Source organism: Klebsiella quasipneumoniae subsp. quasipneumoniae, from assembly GCF_020525925.1.
GTDB lineage: Bacteria > Pseudomonadota > Gammaproteobacteria > Enterobacterales > Enterobacteriaceae > Klebsiella > Klebsiella quasipneumoniae.
Map to the genome: position 1 here is coordinate 277,681 of NZ_CP084876.1, position 13,485 is coordinate 291,165.

Annotated in this window: 13 protein-coding genes and 1 riboswitch; of the genes, 3 read left to right on the forward strand and 10 right to left on the reverse strand. The window is 60.3% G+C overall.

Going from position 1 to position 13,485, the window contains the following annotated elements; translation table 11 throughout:
- The first annotated feature begins 5 nt into the window (after nucleotides 1-5).
- Nucleotides 6-758, forward strand: coding sequence for a 16S rRNA (guanine(1516)-N(2))-methyltransferase RsmJ (rsmJ, locus tag LGM20_RS01270; protein ID WP_032429010.1), 753 nt, complete (start codon nucleotides 6-8; stop codon nucleotides 756-758).
- A 145-nt stretch (nucleotides 759-903) separates the two neighbouring features.
- Here rsmJ and dtpB read toward each other — a convergent pair whose 3' ends face one another.
- Nucleotides 904-2,376: a dipeptide/tripeptide permease DtpB gene (gene dtpB / locus LGM20_RS01275; RefSeq protein ID WP_044524998.1), complete on the reverse strand. Its 1,473-nt coding sequence runs from the start codon at nucleotides 2,374-2,376 to the stop codon at nucleotides 904-906.
- A 255-nt stretch (nucleotides 2,377-2,631) separates the two neighbouring features.
- Nucleotides 2,632-3,069 carry a universal stress protein UspA gene (uspA, locus tag LGM20_RS01280; RefSeq protein ID WP_004145166.1) on the reverse strand — a complete coding sequence of 146 codons (438 nt, stop codon included), beginning with the start codon at nucleotides 3,067-3,069 and terminating at the stop codon, nucleotides 2,632-2,634.
- 382 nt (nucleotides 3,070-3,451) lie between these two features.
- Between uspA and uspB the strand changes: the two genes are divergently transcribed.
- Nucleotides 3,452-3,787, forward strand: a complete 336-nt coding sequence (gene uspB, locus LGM20_RS01285; RefSeq protein WP_002921203.1) for a universal stress protein UspB — start codon at nucleotides 3,452-3,454, stop codon at nucleotides 3,785-3,787.
- A gap of 59 nt (nucleotides 3,788-3,846) precedes the next feature.
- Here uspB and pitA read toward each other — a convergent pair whose 3' ends face one another.
- Complete coding sequence (gene pitA / locus LGM20_RS01290) at nucleotides 3,847-5,343, reverse strand: inorganic phosphate transporter PitA (protein WP_004204940.1); 1,497 nt, start codon at nucleotides 5,341-5,343, stop codon at nucleotides 3,847-3,849.
- 229 nt (nucleotides 5,344-5,572) lie between these two features.
- Here pitA and LGM20_RS01295 point away from each other — a divergent pair, with 229 nt between their 5' ends.
- On the forward strand, nucleotides 5,573-6,766 hold the full coding sequence (locus LGM20_RS01295; RefSeq protein WP_044524997.1) for a BaiN/RdsA family NAD(P)/FAD-dependent oxidoreductase: 1,194 nt from the start codon (nucleotides 5,573-5,575) through the stop codon (nucleotides 6,764-6,766).
- A 37-nt stretch (nucleotides 6,767-6,803) separates the two neighbouring features.
- Here LGM20_RS01295 and LGM20_RS01300 read toward each other — a convergent pair whose 3' ends face one another.
- The 7 genes from LGM20_RS01300 to nikA form a co-directional block, all read right to left on the reverse strand.
- Entirely contained in the window at nucleotides 6,804-7,817 is a 1,014-nt protein-coding gene (locus tag LGM20_RS01300; protein ID WP_023291272.1) for a magnesium transporter, read from the reverse strand.
- A gap of 56 nt (nucleotides 7,818-7,873) precedes the next feature.
- Nucleotides 7,874-8,055, reverse strand: a riboswitch (M-box (ykoK) riboswitch).
- 98 nt (nucleotides 8,056-8,153) lie between these two features.
- The gene (nikR, locus tag LGM20_RS01305; protein ID WP_044524996.1) at nucleotides 8,154-8,552 is read right to left on the reverse strand and encodes a nickel-responsive transcriptional regulator NikR; all 399 of its coding nucleotides are present in this window, start codon (nucleotides 8,550-8,552) and stop codon (nucleotides 8,154-8,156) included.
- Nucleotides 8,540-9,331 (reverse strand): nickel import ATP-binding protein NikE, encoded by a 792-nt coding sequence (nikE, locus tag LGM20_RS01310; protein WP_044524995.1) that lies wholly within the window; start codon nucleotides 9,329-9,331, stop codon nucleotides 8,540-8,542. The genes nikR and nikE overlap by 13 nt, the downstream gene beginning before the upstream one ends.
- Nucleotides 9,328-10,092 (reverse strand): nickel import ATP-binding protein NikD, encoded by a 765-nt coding sequence (gene nikD / locus LGM20_RS01315; protein ID WP_044524994.1) that lies wholly within the window; start codon nucleotides 10,090-10,092, stop codon nucleotides 9,328-9,330. The genes nikE and nikD overlap by 4 nt, the downstream gene beginning before the upstream one ends.
- Nucleotides 10,092-10,925: a nickel ABC transporter permease subunit NikC gene (gene nikC, locus LGM20_RS01320; RefSeq protein WP_044524993.1), complete on the reverse strand. Its 834-nt coding sequence runs from the start codon at nucleotides 10,923-10,925 to the stop codon at nucleotides 10,092-10,094. Before nikC ends, nikD begins: the two co-directional genes overlap by 1 nt.
- A complete protein-coding gene (gene nikB, locus LGM20_RS01325) occupies nucleotides 10,922-11,866 on the reverse strand; it encodes a nickel ABC transporter permease subunit NikB (protein WP_044524992.1) in 945 nt (314 codons plus the stop codon). Before nikB ends, nikC begins: the two co-directional genes overlap by 4 nt.
- On the reverse strand, nucleotides 11,866-13,434 hold the full coding sequence (gene nikA, locus LGM20_RS01330) for a nickel ABC transporter substrate-binding protein (protein ID WP_044524991.1): 1,569 nt from the start codon (nucleotides 13,432-13,434) through the stop codon (nucleotides 11,866-11,868). Before nikA ends, nikB begins: the two co-directional genes overlap by 1 nt.
- Between the last annotated feature and the right edge of the window lie 51 nt (nucleotides 13,435-13,485).

Sequence of the window (13,485 nt, forward strand, 5' to 3'; positions counted from 1 at the left end):
CTGCGGTGAAGATCTGCTTAATTGATGAAACGGGCGCCGGAGACGGCGCCTTATCTGTTTTAGCCGCCCGCTGGGGGCTGGAGCAGGATGACGATAACCTGATGGCGCTGGTGCTGACCGCTGAGCATCTGGAGCTGCGTAAGCGCGATGAGCCCAAACTCGGCGGTATCTTCGTCGATTTCGTCGGCGGGGCGATGGCCCACCGGCGCAAGTTTGGCGGCGGCCGCGGTGAAGCGGTGGCCAAAGCGGTCGGTATTAAAGGCGATTATCTGCCGGATGTCGTCGATGCCACCGCCGGCCTGGGGCGTGACGCCTTTGTGCTGGCGTCGGTCGGCTGTCGCGTGCGGATGCTGGAGCGTAATCCGGTGGTCGCCGCGCTGCTCGACGATGGCCTGGCCCGCGGCTATGCCGATGCGGAAATCGGCGGCTGGCTGCAGGAGCGGCTGCAGCTGATCCACGCCTCCAGCCTGACGGCGCTGACCGATATTACCCCGCGTCCGCAGGTGGTCTACCTCGACCCGATGTTCCCGCATAAGCAGAAAAGCGCGCTGGTGAAGAAAGAGATGCGCGTCTTTCAGTCGCTGGTGGGGCCCGATTTAGACGCCGATGGCCTGCTGGCCCCGGCGCGCCAGCTGGCGACCAAACGGGTGGTGGTGAAGCGCCCGGATTACGCGCCGCCGCTGGCGGAAGTCGCCACGCCGAACGCGGTGGTGACCAAAGGGCATCGGTTTGATATTTACGCCGGCACGCCGGCGTAATATTACGCCGTGGTGGTATCTCCCGGATAGCGGCGCAACGCGCCTTATCCGGGCTACCGCATTGTAGCCCGGCTCAGCGTAGCGCAAGCCGGGAACCGTAATATTTGAACAAACGGCGCCAGTGCGGATCGGCCATCTTAAACGGTTACTCGGCGCTGGCCGGGGTATTAATCATCCGGTTCAGCCACGGCACCATCAGCGCCATCACCACCGTGACCCCCAGGGTCACCAGGCCAATTTTACTGAACACGCTGGTGTAAACGGGCAGCGTCTGCAGCGGGTCGGTGATATTTTCCGGCACCGCGGTGAAGGTCGCCACATAGCCGCCGAGCAGGAACGCGGCGGCCTGGGTCAGGAACCACATCCCCAGAATAAAGCCCATCAGATGCTGCGGCACCAGCGCGGCGACCATCGCCAGCCCCAGGGCGCTGATCAGCAACTCGCCCAGGCTCTGGAACAGATAAACCAGCACAATAAACCACGGCGAGGTTAATCCCTGGGCGTCGGCGAACCACATCCCGGCGGCCGCGGCGGTAAGGAAGCCCAGCGCGCAGAGGAACATCCCGAGGGTAAATTTCACCGGCATGGTCAGGTCTTTACCCTTGTGGCCGAGATGGGTGTAGATCGCCGCCAGCACCGGGCTGGCCACCACCACCCAGAAGGGGTTCAGGGCCTGGAAACTGACCGGGTTGATGGTAAAACCCAGGATCTGATGATGGACGTTATTGATGGCGAAGAAGTTCAGCGAGGTCGGCATCTGGGCGTAGAGAATGTAAAACAGCACCGCCTCGATCATCAGGATAAAGGCGACGAACATTTTGTTGCGCCCGGTTTTATCAAGGCGAAACGCCTCGCGGAAAAAGAACGCAATGACCACGACCGACAGGACAATCAGCACCAGGTTGGCGATCATCACGTTATGCATCAGCCAGGCGCAGAGAAAAATCATCACCACCGTACCGGCCAGCACCAGCGCCAGATTGCGCAGGCAGAGGGGGCGATGATCGGGCTCGGAACCAATCTCTTTCACCATCCCGCGGCAGGCGAGGTAGACCAGCAGCGCGATAATCAGCCCCGCGCCGCACAGGTTATAGGTCACCGCGTAGCCAAACTTTTCCGCGATCACCGGCGCCAGCGACAGCGACAGCAGCGAACCGATGTTTATCGACATATAAAACAGGGTAAACGCCCCGTCGAGACGGGCATCCTTCGGCGGATAGCATTTTGACAGCAGGCTCGCCGGGTTGGCTTTAAACAAACCGTTGCCGACGGCGATGGTGCCGAGGGCGATAAAGATCAGCTGCGGTTTCAGCAGCGACATCCCGGTCATAAAGTAGCCGATGGCCAGCACAATCGCGCCGAGCACCAGCGTGCGTTTGGTCCCCAGCAGATGGTCGCCCACGTAGCCGCCGATGGAGATCAGCCCGTAAACCAGCGCCGCGAAGGCGCCGAAGGTGATAAAGGCCTGTTCCTGAGAGAAGCCCAACTGTTTAACAAAGAAGACCGCCAGGATCCCCTGAACGCCGTAATAGCCAAAACGTTCCCAGAGCTCCACAAAGAAGATCATAAAGAACGGACGAGGTTGCTGCAGCAAGCCCGTAGGTGCAGTTGTATTCATATTCCTTCGCCTTGTATTACTTTCCCAAAAAGTATGAACGCGTATGCCAGAACGCGCCGAAAATGTCTGATAACTCGCCATGCTGCGGTTATTGGCTTATTGAATAGATTATTATATAGATGTTTTAGTGAATAACTGGTTGATCACACTAATTGAATGGCTTGTTTATGGAGTTAAGCTCTATTGTCTGGCGAGGCGGAAGCGAAAATAAAAACGCCCGCAGCGGCGGGCGTCTGGCATGACACAACGGGACGGTTATTCGTCTTCTTCGTCGCGTAGCGGGACAATCAGCATGTCGACATGGACGGTGTTGATCAGCTGACGGGCAGAGGACATCAGCTTGCTCCAGAAGTCCTGATGGTGGCCGCAGACCACCAGGTCCATATCATATTTTTTAATCGCATCGACCAGCACCTGGCCCAGGTCGCCGCTGCCGCTCAGGGTCTCGGTGATCGGGTAGCCGGCGTTGGTCGAGAGCTCGGTCAGCGCGTGATGGGTCTCTTCGGAGATGCGTTTTTGCATGTCGCCGAGGTTCACGTCAATCAGCCCGGTGTAGAGGTCGGAGTAATTCACATCCACGTGGATCAGGGAGACTTTCGCGTTATACGGGCGGGCCATAGAAACGGCTTTTTCAACCAGTACTTTACTCTCCGGGGACAGGTCTACTGCAATCAGAATATGTTTGTAAGCCATAGTGTTACTCCTTCCATAAGTTTGTCGATGACCATTGGACCTGACAGCTGGCGCTGCCGTTTCGCCCGCGTCCTGCGTGCTACATTCGCGGGAGGGTAGCCTTTAAGGACTTCATTGTAGAAGATATTTCTTACCTTATAGCGCCCCCCGCACTCCGTCAATGCACTGGGTTCACCTAAAAGTTAAACAAATTTATCCGTCTTACGTATTGATAACGAATAACCTTGTGGTAAAAAAATTAATGGATCTCCTACACTATTTAATGAGCCGGTCGGAAAAATAAATGTGATCGGAATCGCACTCTTTACGGTATTGTCGTCGGTTATTTGGGGAGCGGTAGCCGCGGAGGGTTTCTCCGTGGGCGGGTCGCCGGGGAGGAGGTATGATCAGCACTATTGCGCTGTTTTGGGCCCTGTGTGTCGTTTGTGTGGTGAATATGGCACGCTACTTCTCATCGTTGCGTGCATTATTGGTTGTGCTACGTGGTTGCGATCCCTTGCTCTATCAGTACGTCGATGGCGGCGGCTTTTTTACCTCGCACGGGCAGCCCAGCAAACAGATGCGCCTGGTGTGGTATATCTATGCCCAGCGCTACCGTGACCATCATGACGATGAATTTATTCGTCGCTGCGAACGTGTTCGTCGCCAGTTTATTCTGACCAGCGCCCTGTGCGGCCTGGTGGTGGTGAGCCTGATTGCGTTGATGATCTGGCACTGACGGCATCTTCGGGATAAAAAAACGGGCCAGCAAGCTGGCCCGTTTTGAACGAATAACGCTTAAATCAGCTTCAGGGAGAGCCAGTAAAGGACGCCTGAAAGGATAATCGCTGCCGGCAGGGTCAGCACCCAGGCCATCAGAATGCTCGTCACCGTCTTTTTCTGCAGACCACCGCCATCCACCAGCATCGTCCCCGCTACCGAGGAGGAGAGTACGTGGGTTGTGGAGACCGGCATCCCGGTGTAGCTCGCCAGACCGATAGACACCGCCGCGGTCATCTGCGCCGACATCCCCTGAGCGTAGGTCATGCCCTTCTTACCAATCTTCTCACCGATAGTGGTCGCCACGCGGCGCCAGCCGATCATGGTGCCAATACCCAGCGCCAGCGCGACCGCCATGATAATCCAGATTGGCGCGTACTCGATGGTGCTCAGCATATCGGTTTTCAGTTTCTTCAGCAGACGCTGGTCGTCAGCGCTCACGTCCGGCAGTTTCGCCACTTTGTCGGTGGTGTCGGAGATGCAGAGCATGATGCGACGCAGCTGGCCGCGCTGTTCCGGTTTTAGCGACTCGTAGTTCTCAACGCCGGTCAGCATGGTCTTCACGCGGTCAAGGGCGTTGATGGTGTTCGCCGGATGACAATGAAACTCGCCGTTGGCCGCGGTATTGGTGTCCGGAGAGGGAACCAGCTGGTCAACGCCGGTGGCTTTCTTCAGCAGGTCAGGGCGCTGCTGGAAGAAGGTTTCCACGTTGTTGACCGCATCGCGGGTACGGGTGATTTCGTAACCGGAGGCGTTCATATTCACCACGAAGCCCGCCGGGGCGACGCCGATCAGGACCAGCATCACCAGACCAATGCCTTTCTGTCCATCGTTAGCGCCGTGAGAGAACGACACGCCGATAGCGGACAGGATCAGGGCGATACGGGTCCAGAACGGCGGCTTTTTCTTGCCGTCTTTCTTTTCACGCTCCGCTGGGGTCAGGTGGATACGCGCCCGTTTCTTGGTGCCGCTCCAGTAGCGACGCAGCAGGAAAATCAGGCCGCCCGCGATCACCAGGCCGACGATAGGCGAGATAATCAGCGATCCAAAAATGCCGATGACTTTCGGGATATTCAGCGCGTCAACGACCGACGTACCGGTCATTAAGGCATTGGTGAGACCGATCCCGATGATAGCGCCGATCAGCGTATGGGAACTGGATGCCGGCAGGCCGAAGTACCAGGTGCCGAGGTTCCAGATGATCGCCGCCAGCAGCATAGAGAACACCATGGCGAGGCCATGTGCGGAACCCATGTTAAGCAGCAGATCGGTCGGCAGCATATGCACGATGGCATAGGCTACGCTGAGACCCCCCAGCAGAACGCCGAAGAAGTTGAAGAGCGCCGCCATCGCCACAGCGAGCTGTGAGCGCATAGCGCGAGTGTAGATAACCGTAGCCACCGCGTTTGCGGTATCATGGAAACCGTTAATCGCTTCGTAAAACAGTACAAAAGCTAAAGCAAGCAATAATAATAGTCCGGTATGTAAATCCAGACCGGCAAATAAATGTAGCATAGGACGTTACGCCATTTTGAGGACATGAACGCGGCGCATTATCAGTGACTTTAGCGGCGCGGGCAAAGTGAAATATAGACTTTTTTTGATTTTCTTCCTGTTTAGGTTTTACCCTGTTGGGAGTAATCCTATATCTTTCAATGATGTATCTAATGCGGGATTTTTCCCGCTGGTGTGACCAGAGTGAAATATTTACAAAACCCGACAATTGGGGAACGAGGAATGCGCTGTGGAAAGGTTTGATGCCATTGTCGTTGGCGCCGGAGCGGCGGGAATGTTTTGCGCAGCGCAGGCGGGGCAGCTCGGCTGTCGCGTTCTGCTGCTCGACAACGGCAAAAAGCCGGGGCGAAAAATTCTGATGTCCGGCGGCGGTCGCTGCAACTTTACCAATATGTATGTTGAGCCGGCGGCCTATTTGAGCCAAAACCCGCATTTTTGCAAATCTGCCCTGGCGCGCTACACCCAGTGGGACTTTATCGAGCTGGTCGGCAAATATGGCATCGCCTGGCATGAGAAAACCCTCGGTCAGCTGTTTTGCGATGATTCGGCGGAACAGATCGTCAATCTGTTGCTGGCGGAATGCGAAAAGGGCGGTGTGCAGATCCGCCTGCGCAGCGAAATCCTCAGCGTCGAGCACGACGAGCAAGGCTACCGGCTCCAGGTGAACGGCGAAACGCTGGCGACCAAAAAGCTGGTGATCGCCTCCGGCGGCTTGTCGATGCCGGGCCTTGGCGCCTCGCCGTTCGGCTATAAAATCGCCGAACAGTTCGGCCTGAAGGTGCTGCCGACCCGTGCGGGTCTGGTGCCGTTTACCCTGCACAAGCCGCTGCTTGAGCAGCTGCAGGTTCTCTCCGGCGTCTCGGTGCCGTCGACCATCACCGCCGAGAACGGCACCCTGTTCCGCGAAAATCTGTTGTTCACCCATCGCGGCCTTTCCGGACCTGCGGTGCTGCAAATTTCCAGCTACTGGCAGCCCGGCGAGTTCGTCACCGTGAATCTGCTGCCGGACTGCAATCTTGAAGACTTCCTTAACGAGCAGCGCGGCGCGCATCCCAACCAGAGCCTGAAAAACACCCTCGCGATGCAGTTGCCGAAGCGGCTGGTGGAGTGCCTGCAGCAGCTGGGGCAAATTCCTGATGTCACGCTGAAGCAGCTGAACGTTCGCGACCAGCAGGCGCTGGTGGAGACGCTGACCGCCTGGCGCGTGCAGCCGAACGGCACCGAAGGCTACCGGACGGCGGAGGTGACCCTCGGCGGCGTGGACACCAATGAGCTCTCGTCGCGTACTATGGAGGCGCGCAAGGCGCCGGGCCTCTACTTTATCGGCGAAGTGATGGACGTCACCGGCTGGCTCGGCGGGTATAACTTCCAGTGGGCGTGGTCAAGCGCCTGGGCCTGCGCGCAGGCGCTGGTGGACGCTTAAACTAAGGGCCCGGGCATTCGGCGCCCGGGCGTGTAGGTTAGTTCAACCCAAGAAAATACTGGGCGATTTTGAAATAGATGATCAGTCCGGTGCCATCGATCAGCGTGGCGATAAACGGCGCGGAAACCACCGCCGGGTCGATGCCGATCCGTTTAAGCACCATCGGGATGACCGACGAGACAATCGCGCTCCACAGGGTAATGCATACCAGCGTCAGGCTGACGATCAGCGTGATTTCCATGCCGATGCCCATCATCCAGGCGCGCAGGCAGCCCGCCAGCCCCAGCGTTAAGGCAATCAGAAACGAGGTCGATACCTCTTTGCGGATCACCCGCCCCATATCTCGCAGCCGTACTTCTCCCAGCGCCATCGAGCGCACCAGCGTCGAGGTGATCTGCGTTCCGCTGTTGCCGCCGGTACCGATGAGCAGCGGAATAAAGAAGGCCAGCGCGATGGCCGATTCCAGCGCCTCTTCAAAATGCTGCAGCACGCTGCTGGTGTAGGCTTCGGCCACGAACAGCAGCAGCAGCCACACCGAGCGTTTCTTCCACAGCGTCCAGGGGCTGATGTCCAGATACGGTTTTTCCAGCGGCAGGGTCGCCCCCTGCAGCTGGGCGTCCTCGGTGACGTCATCCTCCAGCAGATGGGCGATCTCCTTTTCCATCAGGCAGCCGACCAGCTCGCCTTTATCGACGACGGGAACCAGGTCGAGGCCGCGCTCGTTGAGCTCGGCTATCACCTGCGGGCGTTCATCGTCAGGTTTGACGCGGAACAGGCAGCTGTCCATCAGGTAGCGGATAGACTGCCCGACATCCCCTTCCTGCAGTAGCTTTTTGACCGACAGGCTGCCGCGCAGCTTCTTGCCGGCGACCACAAACACCTGGCCGGGAATATCATCGCTGGTGAGCTGTGAGATAAAGTGCTCCCGCGCCTCATGGACGCTGAGATGTTCCTGCAGCGTAATAAAGTCGGTACGCATGTACTGGGCGATGGCATCGCCGTCGAAGCCAGAGGTCGCCTGATGGGCGGCGCAGAGTTGAATGGAAGACATGATTAAAATCCCTATAAAAAATCACTCATAGGGGCGAACAAGACAGGGTTAGCGCAGGCAGATCCCTACGTCCTGGTTTTAGCACTGCATAACGTATCTGTACGGTCATGACCGCCAGAAGTTACCTTGGCAACACCTTGATTCGATGGAAGCCTGTATTTCCCTGAGTGGTCTCTCTCGATACCAACAGGGCGGTAACTTGTATTTATGCAGGAGCCTCGCCATAACGAGATCGTTAAATGAGGCGCCATTATTGGCGAAGAGGGATAATTCACAAAGCGTATAGTTTAGGTGGTTTATCAACTGTTGATAAACCACCCACTCATTTTCAAATAGTTAATCATCCGCTAAACACTGCAAATGCCCATGGCGCACACCGCGCTGGGCAATCACGTCGTCGGCAAAATGCTGCACCTCGGCCATGTCTCCCTTCAGCACCGCAATCTCCAGGCAGTCGTCATGGCTGATATGCACATGCAGCGTGGCGACGGAGAGATCGTGATGATGATGCTGGGTGGCCACCAGCCGGCTCGCCAGTTCGCGTTTTTCATGCTCGTAGACATATGACAGGACGGCATAACCGCGCCGCGGCTCCGACGGCGCGGGATCCTGGTTGAGGGCGTCGCGCAGAATATCGCGTACCGCCTCCGAACGGTTGTGGTAGCCGCGGCGGGTGCTGAGCGCATCGAGAGCGGCCAGCAGGTCATCATCAAGGGTCAGGGTTACGCGCTGCATGGCATGGCCTCGTTGAGCAGAGTGGCAGGAAAAGGTGGCAGCACCGCCTGCTGGAGCGTCTGTCCGGCAGGGGAGCGCAGGCGCAGCGGTAGACTGACCGTTGCGGTTTCGACGATGCGTCCGTGCTCCATCACCAGCACCCGCTGGCAAAAGCGCTCCACCAGCCGCAGGTCGTGGGTAATGAACAGGCAGGCGGTGCCAAACCGGGCCTGCAGGCGCTTCAGCAGGGCGATAATCTCCGCCTGCAGCAGCAGATCGAGATTCGAGACCGCTTCATCCAGGATCAACAGCTGCGGCCGCACCGCCAGGGCGCGAGCCAGGCAGACGCGCTGCAGCTGTCCGCCGCTGAGCTGTGCCGGGCGTTTATCGAGCAGCGTCGTGGAAAGGTCGACCGCGTGCAGCATCTCTTCCACCCGCCATGCGCGTTCCTCGCGCGACAAGCGGAACAGATGGCGCAGCGGCTCGCTGACGATCTCGCGCACCGTTTTGCGCGGATTCACCGCGCTGAAGGCGTCCTGAAACACCAGCTGAATATCACGGCGGAAGGCGCCGACGGCCTCGCCCTTCAGGGCGGTCAGCGGTGTGCCGCGCCAGACAATATCGCCGTGCTGCGGCGTTTCCAGGCCCACCAGCATCCGCGCCAGGGTGCTCTTGCCGCAGCCGCTGCGCCCGAGCAGGGCCACCGTTTCGCCGGGGGCGATGGCGAGTTGGATCTCGTGCAGGACCCTGCCGTGGTGGGGGTAATTGTGGCTCACCCCGTTGACGCTGAGTAAATTCATGCTGTTTTCTCCAGTCCGTACAGCGCCAGATGCGCCGCCAGCAGGCGCTGGCTCAGCGGGTGCTGTGGGGCGCTGAACAGCGTGTTTACATCGCACTGTTCAACGAGGCGACCGTTCTCCATGACCATCACGTCATCCGCCAGCCGCGCCACAACGCCCATGTCATGCGTTACCAGCAGCAGCCCCAGACCGCGGCTGGCGACGATATCCGCCAGCAGATCGAGGATCCGCGCCTGGGCGATGGCATCGAGGTCGGTGGTCGGCTCGTCGGCGATGATAAAGGGCGCGCGGCTGAGCAGGGCGAGGGCGATCATCATCCGCTGCAGCATGCCGCCGCTCATCTCGAAGGGATAGCGGCTGAGCAGCGAGCGCGGATTATCCAGACCCACCTCTTCCATCACCGCCAGCAGGGCGGCGTCATTCGCTTCGCGGCCCGCCGCCCGGCAAGTTTCCCGGGCGTGGGCGGCCATGGTATGCAGCGGATTAAAGGCGCTGCGTGGGTTCTGCATGATGGTGGCGATAGTCGCGCCGCGCAGCTGTTCGCCGTGCACCGGCATGCCGTCAAGCAACACCCGGCCGGCGGTCTGGCTGACGCCGGGCGGCAGCAGGCCCAGCGCGGCGGCGCAGGTAAGCGATTTCCCGCTGCCGCTGCTGCCGAGCAGCGCCAGCACCTTGCCGCGGCGCAGGGTAAGAGAGACGTCGCTGACCAGCGGGCGGTCGGCGGCAAGGGCGATCTGTTGCAGTTGGATCTTTTGCGGCATCAGTGGCTATGCTCCGCGATCAGGTGAGGATCGAGGCGATCGCGCAGCGCGTCGCCCAGCAGGTTAAAGGCCATCACGCTGATGAACAGCGCCAGCCCCGGCCAGACCATCTGCAGCGGCTGGGTCCAGATATACTGCCGGGCGTCGTTGATCATCACCCCCCATTCCGCCGTCGGCGCGCTGACGCCGAGGCCAAGGAACGACATACCGGCCACGTGAAGCATCATATGGCCGATATCCAGTGAGGCGAGCACCAGCAGCGAGGGGATCACCGCCCCTGCCAGATGGTCGCTGAACAGCCGCCACTGGCTGGCGCCGCTCAGGCGGGCGGCGAGGATAAATTCGCGCTGGCGCAGGGAGACCACCAGATTACGCACCATTCTGGCGTACCAGGCCCAGTGCGATAGCGCAATGGCGAGGATCACGTTGGTCAGCCCGGTGCCGAGCACCCCCACCATAAAGAACGACAGGATCGAGGTTGGAAAGGTCATAAACAGTTCGGCGAGGCGCATCAGGCCGCGGTCAGCGCGGCCGCCCAGCAGCCCGGCGCTGCCGCCAACCGCCAGACCGATCAGCAGCACCAGCAGCAGGCAGGCCATTACCGCCCCCAGCGAGACGCGGGTGGCGGCCAGCAGGCGCGAGAAAATATCCCGTCCTAGATGATCGGTCCCCAGCCAGTGCGCTGCCCCTGGCGGCAGCAGCCGCTGCTGCAGGTTAATCGCCGCCGGATCCCAGGGTAGCCACCAGCCGCTGCCGATGGCGATGACCGCCAGCAGCGCAATAACCAGCAGGGCCAGTTTCACCGGCCAGCGGAAGTTTCGCAGCCATCTCATACGCTTACCTCCTCATGGCGGCGCAGGCGCGGGTCGAGCGCCGCGTTGAGCACATCCACCGCCAGGTTAGCCAGCACGAACACCGTGACCATCATCAGCGTAAAGCACTGAATCACCGGGTAATCGCGATTGAAGATCGCGGAAACCGCGTAGCGGCCGACCCCCGGCCAGGCAAAGATATTTTCAATAATCATGGTGCCGCCGATCAACTCGCCAATGTGCATGCCCATGGCGGTCACCACCGGCAGGGTGGCGTTGCGCAGGATATGCCGCCGCTCCACCTGGCGCGCGCTCAAGCCGCGCAGCCGCGCCCACACCACGTGACGCTGGCTGGAGACCTCCAGCATGCTGGTGCGCAGCAGGCGGGCGTTGATCGCCAGCGACATAAAGGCGATGGAGACGGCGGGCAATATCAGGTGCTGCCAGTCGCCGTACCCCATCGCCGGAAGCCACTGCAGATGCACGGAAAAAAGCATCACCAGCAGAAAGGCCAGCCAGAAGTTCGGCATCGACACGCCGAGGAAGGCAATCAGCCGCACAGCAAAGTCAGGCAGGCGATCGCGATGGCGCGCCGCCCAGATCCCCAGCGGCAGCGAGGTGACGAGGATCAGCGCCAGCGCCGCGCCGGTGAGCAGCAGGGTGGCCGGCAGGAAGTGCAGCAGGTCATCCAGCACCGGTCGCCGGGTGGCATAGGAGAGGCCAAAGTCCAGGTGCAGCGCCCGCCACAGCCAGTGCAGATACTGCATCGCCAGCGGCTGGTTGAGCCCCAGCAGTTCGCGGGTCGAGGCGACCATCTCTTCAGTGGGCGGCAGGTTCGACAGGCGTAAATAATTCAGCGCCGGGTCGCCGGTGCCGAGCCGCAGCAGCAGAAAGATGATGGCGGAGGCGGCGAGCAGCAGCGGGATCAGCAGCAGCAGGCGGCGTAAAATATAGCGTAGCATTATGGCGTTACCGGTTTAATCTGGTCGAAAGGGATCTCGGTGCTCACCGGCGCGAACGGGATCTCCCCGACCTCCTGGCGCGCAACCGACATCAGCGAGACATAGCTGATGGGCAGGTACACCGCGTCCTGGTGCAGGCGGCTCAGCACATCGTGGTACAGCCGTTTCCGCTGCGCCTCGTCGCTGGTGGTCAGCACCTCGCTAATCTCTTTATCAATCAGCCCTTTGTCGGGCAGGCCGCGCTGGGCCTGATAATCGGCATGGGAGGGCACGCGCATCGAGCTTAAAAAGGCATGCGGATCGTAGGGGGCGCCCCAGGTGCGATTGAAGATCATGCCGAACCGCCCTTCGCGCTGGCGCGCATAGATGCTGCTCTCCTCCTCGCCCACCAGGGTGACGCGGACGCCGACCTCCCGCAGATTGGCCTGAATAATTTCGGCCATCGATTTAGCCAGCGCGTCGGTGCCGATAAACGCCAGCTCAATCGCCAGCGGTTGCCCGGCCTTTTGTCGCCAGGGCTGGCCTTCCGGCTGCTGCCAGCCGGCCTGCGCCAGCAGGGCGCGGGCTTTTGCCGGGTCGTAACGGCGCGGCGTCAGATCCTGCGGGGCGTAGGGGACCGAGGGCGCAAACAGGGTGTCGGCAACCTGCTGGGTGCCGTAGAGCACGCTATCGACGAGGGTCTGCTTGTCGACGGCGTAGTTGAGCGCCTCGCGCACCGCCTGCTCGCGGGTCGGGCCCTGGCTGGCGTTCAGCGCCAGCATCACCGTCTCCGCCGGGGCGGAGAGACGAGCCGCGTAGCCGGGGTGATGACGAAAGCGTTCGAAGGTATCCAGCGACAGCAGCCCCTCGTCGCCGTAGAGCATGTCGATTTCCCCGGTTTCGAACGCCACCGCGCGGCTGGTGGCGTCGGGGATCACTTTGATGGTGATTTGCTGTAGCGCGGGTTTATTACCCCAGTAGCGTTCGTTGCGTACCAGCACGTCGCGCTGATTGAGCTGCGAGCTCGCCAGTCGCCACGGCCCGGTGCCGATCGGGGCTTTGATGCCGTTGGCGGTGCCGCCATCGATAAACTGCGAGGGGGCGATAAAGCGGAACGGGCGCGGCAGGGCCAGCTCTTGGAGTAAGGGGGCGTAGGCGCTTTTCAGGGTGAGCTGCAGCTCGCTGGCGCTGAGCGCCCGCACGTCGGTTATCTGATTGGCGAGCTCAAGCCAGGCGTGGCGTTGGCGGTTGGCGAGCACCGCCTGGAAATTAGCCGCCGCGGCCTGGGCGTTAAAGGGTTCGCCGTTGGAGAAGGTCACATCCTCGCGCAAGGTAAACCACCAGGTTTTACCATCGGCGGAGTGGCGCCAGCGGGTCGCCAGCCAGGGCTGCACGCTGCCGTCAGCCTGATACTTCACCAGCGGTTCATAGACCATGCTTTGGGCAAACATCTGGTTGGGCGTATAGAGATGCGGATTCAGCGGGCCGACGTTCACCGGCCAGGCGGTAGTAAGCGAGTGCTGCGCGGCCTGAGCCAGCAGAGGGGCGCAGGCGACCAGCGCCAGCAGAGTGAGGCGGAAAATAGACAAGACGGCGTTCTCAGCGACAGGAAAGTATGACGATTTTAGTGATTCATCATA

Bases quoted from the DNA above. Each gene is read 5' to 3' on its own strand.
- nikE (WP_044524995.1), bottom strand. From the start codon at position 9,331: ATGAATTTACTCAGCGTCAACGGGGTGAGCCACAATTACCCCCACCAC.
- nikD (WP_044524994.1), bottom strand. From the start codon at position 10,092: ATGCCGCAAAAGATCCAACTGCAACAGATCGCCCTTGCCGCCGACCGC.
- uspB (WP_002921203.1), top strand. From the start codon at position 3,452: ATGATCAGCACTATTGCGCTGTTTTGGGCCCTGTGTGTCGTTTGTGTG.
- LGM20_RS01300 (WP_023291272.1), bottom strand. From the start codon at position 7,817: ATGTCTTCCATTCAACTCTGCGCCGCCCATCAGGCGACCTCTGGCTTC.
- nikC (WP_044524993.1), bottom strand. From the start codon at position 10,925: ATGAGATGGCTGCGAAACTTCCGCTGGCCGGTGAAACTGGCCCTGCTG.
- nikR (WP_044524996.1), bottom strand. From the start codon at position 8,552: ATGCAGCGCGTAACCCTGACCCTTGATGATGACCTGCTGGCCGCTCTC.
- nikB (WP_044524992.1), bottom strand. From the start codon at position 11,866: ATGCTACGCTATATTTTACGCCGCCTGCTGCTGCTGATCCCGCTGCTG.
- dtpB (WP_044524998.1), bottom strand. From the start codon at position 2,376: ATGAATACAACTGCACCTACGGGCTTGCTGCAGCAACCTCGTCCGTTC.
- uspA (WP_004145166.1), bottom strand. From the start codon at position 3,069: ATGGCTTACAAACATATTCTGATTGCAGTAGACCTGTCCCCGGAGAGT.
- pitA (WP_004204940.1), bottom strand. From the start codon at position 5,343: ATGCTACATTTATTTGCCGGTCTGGATTTACATACCGGACTATTATTA.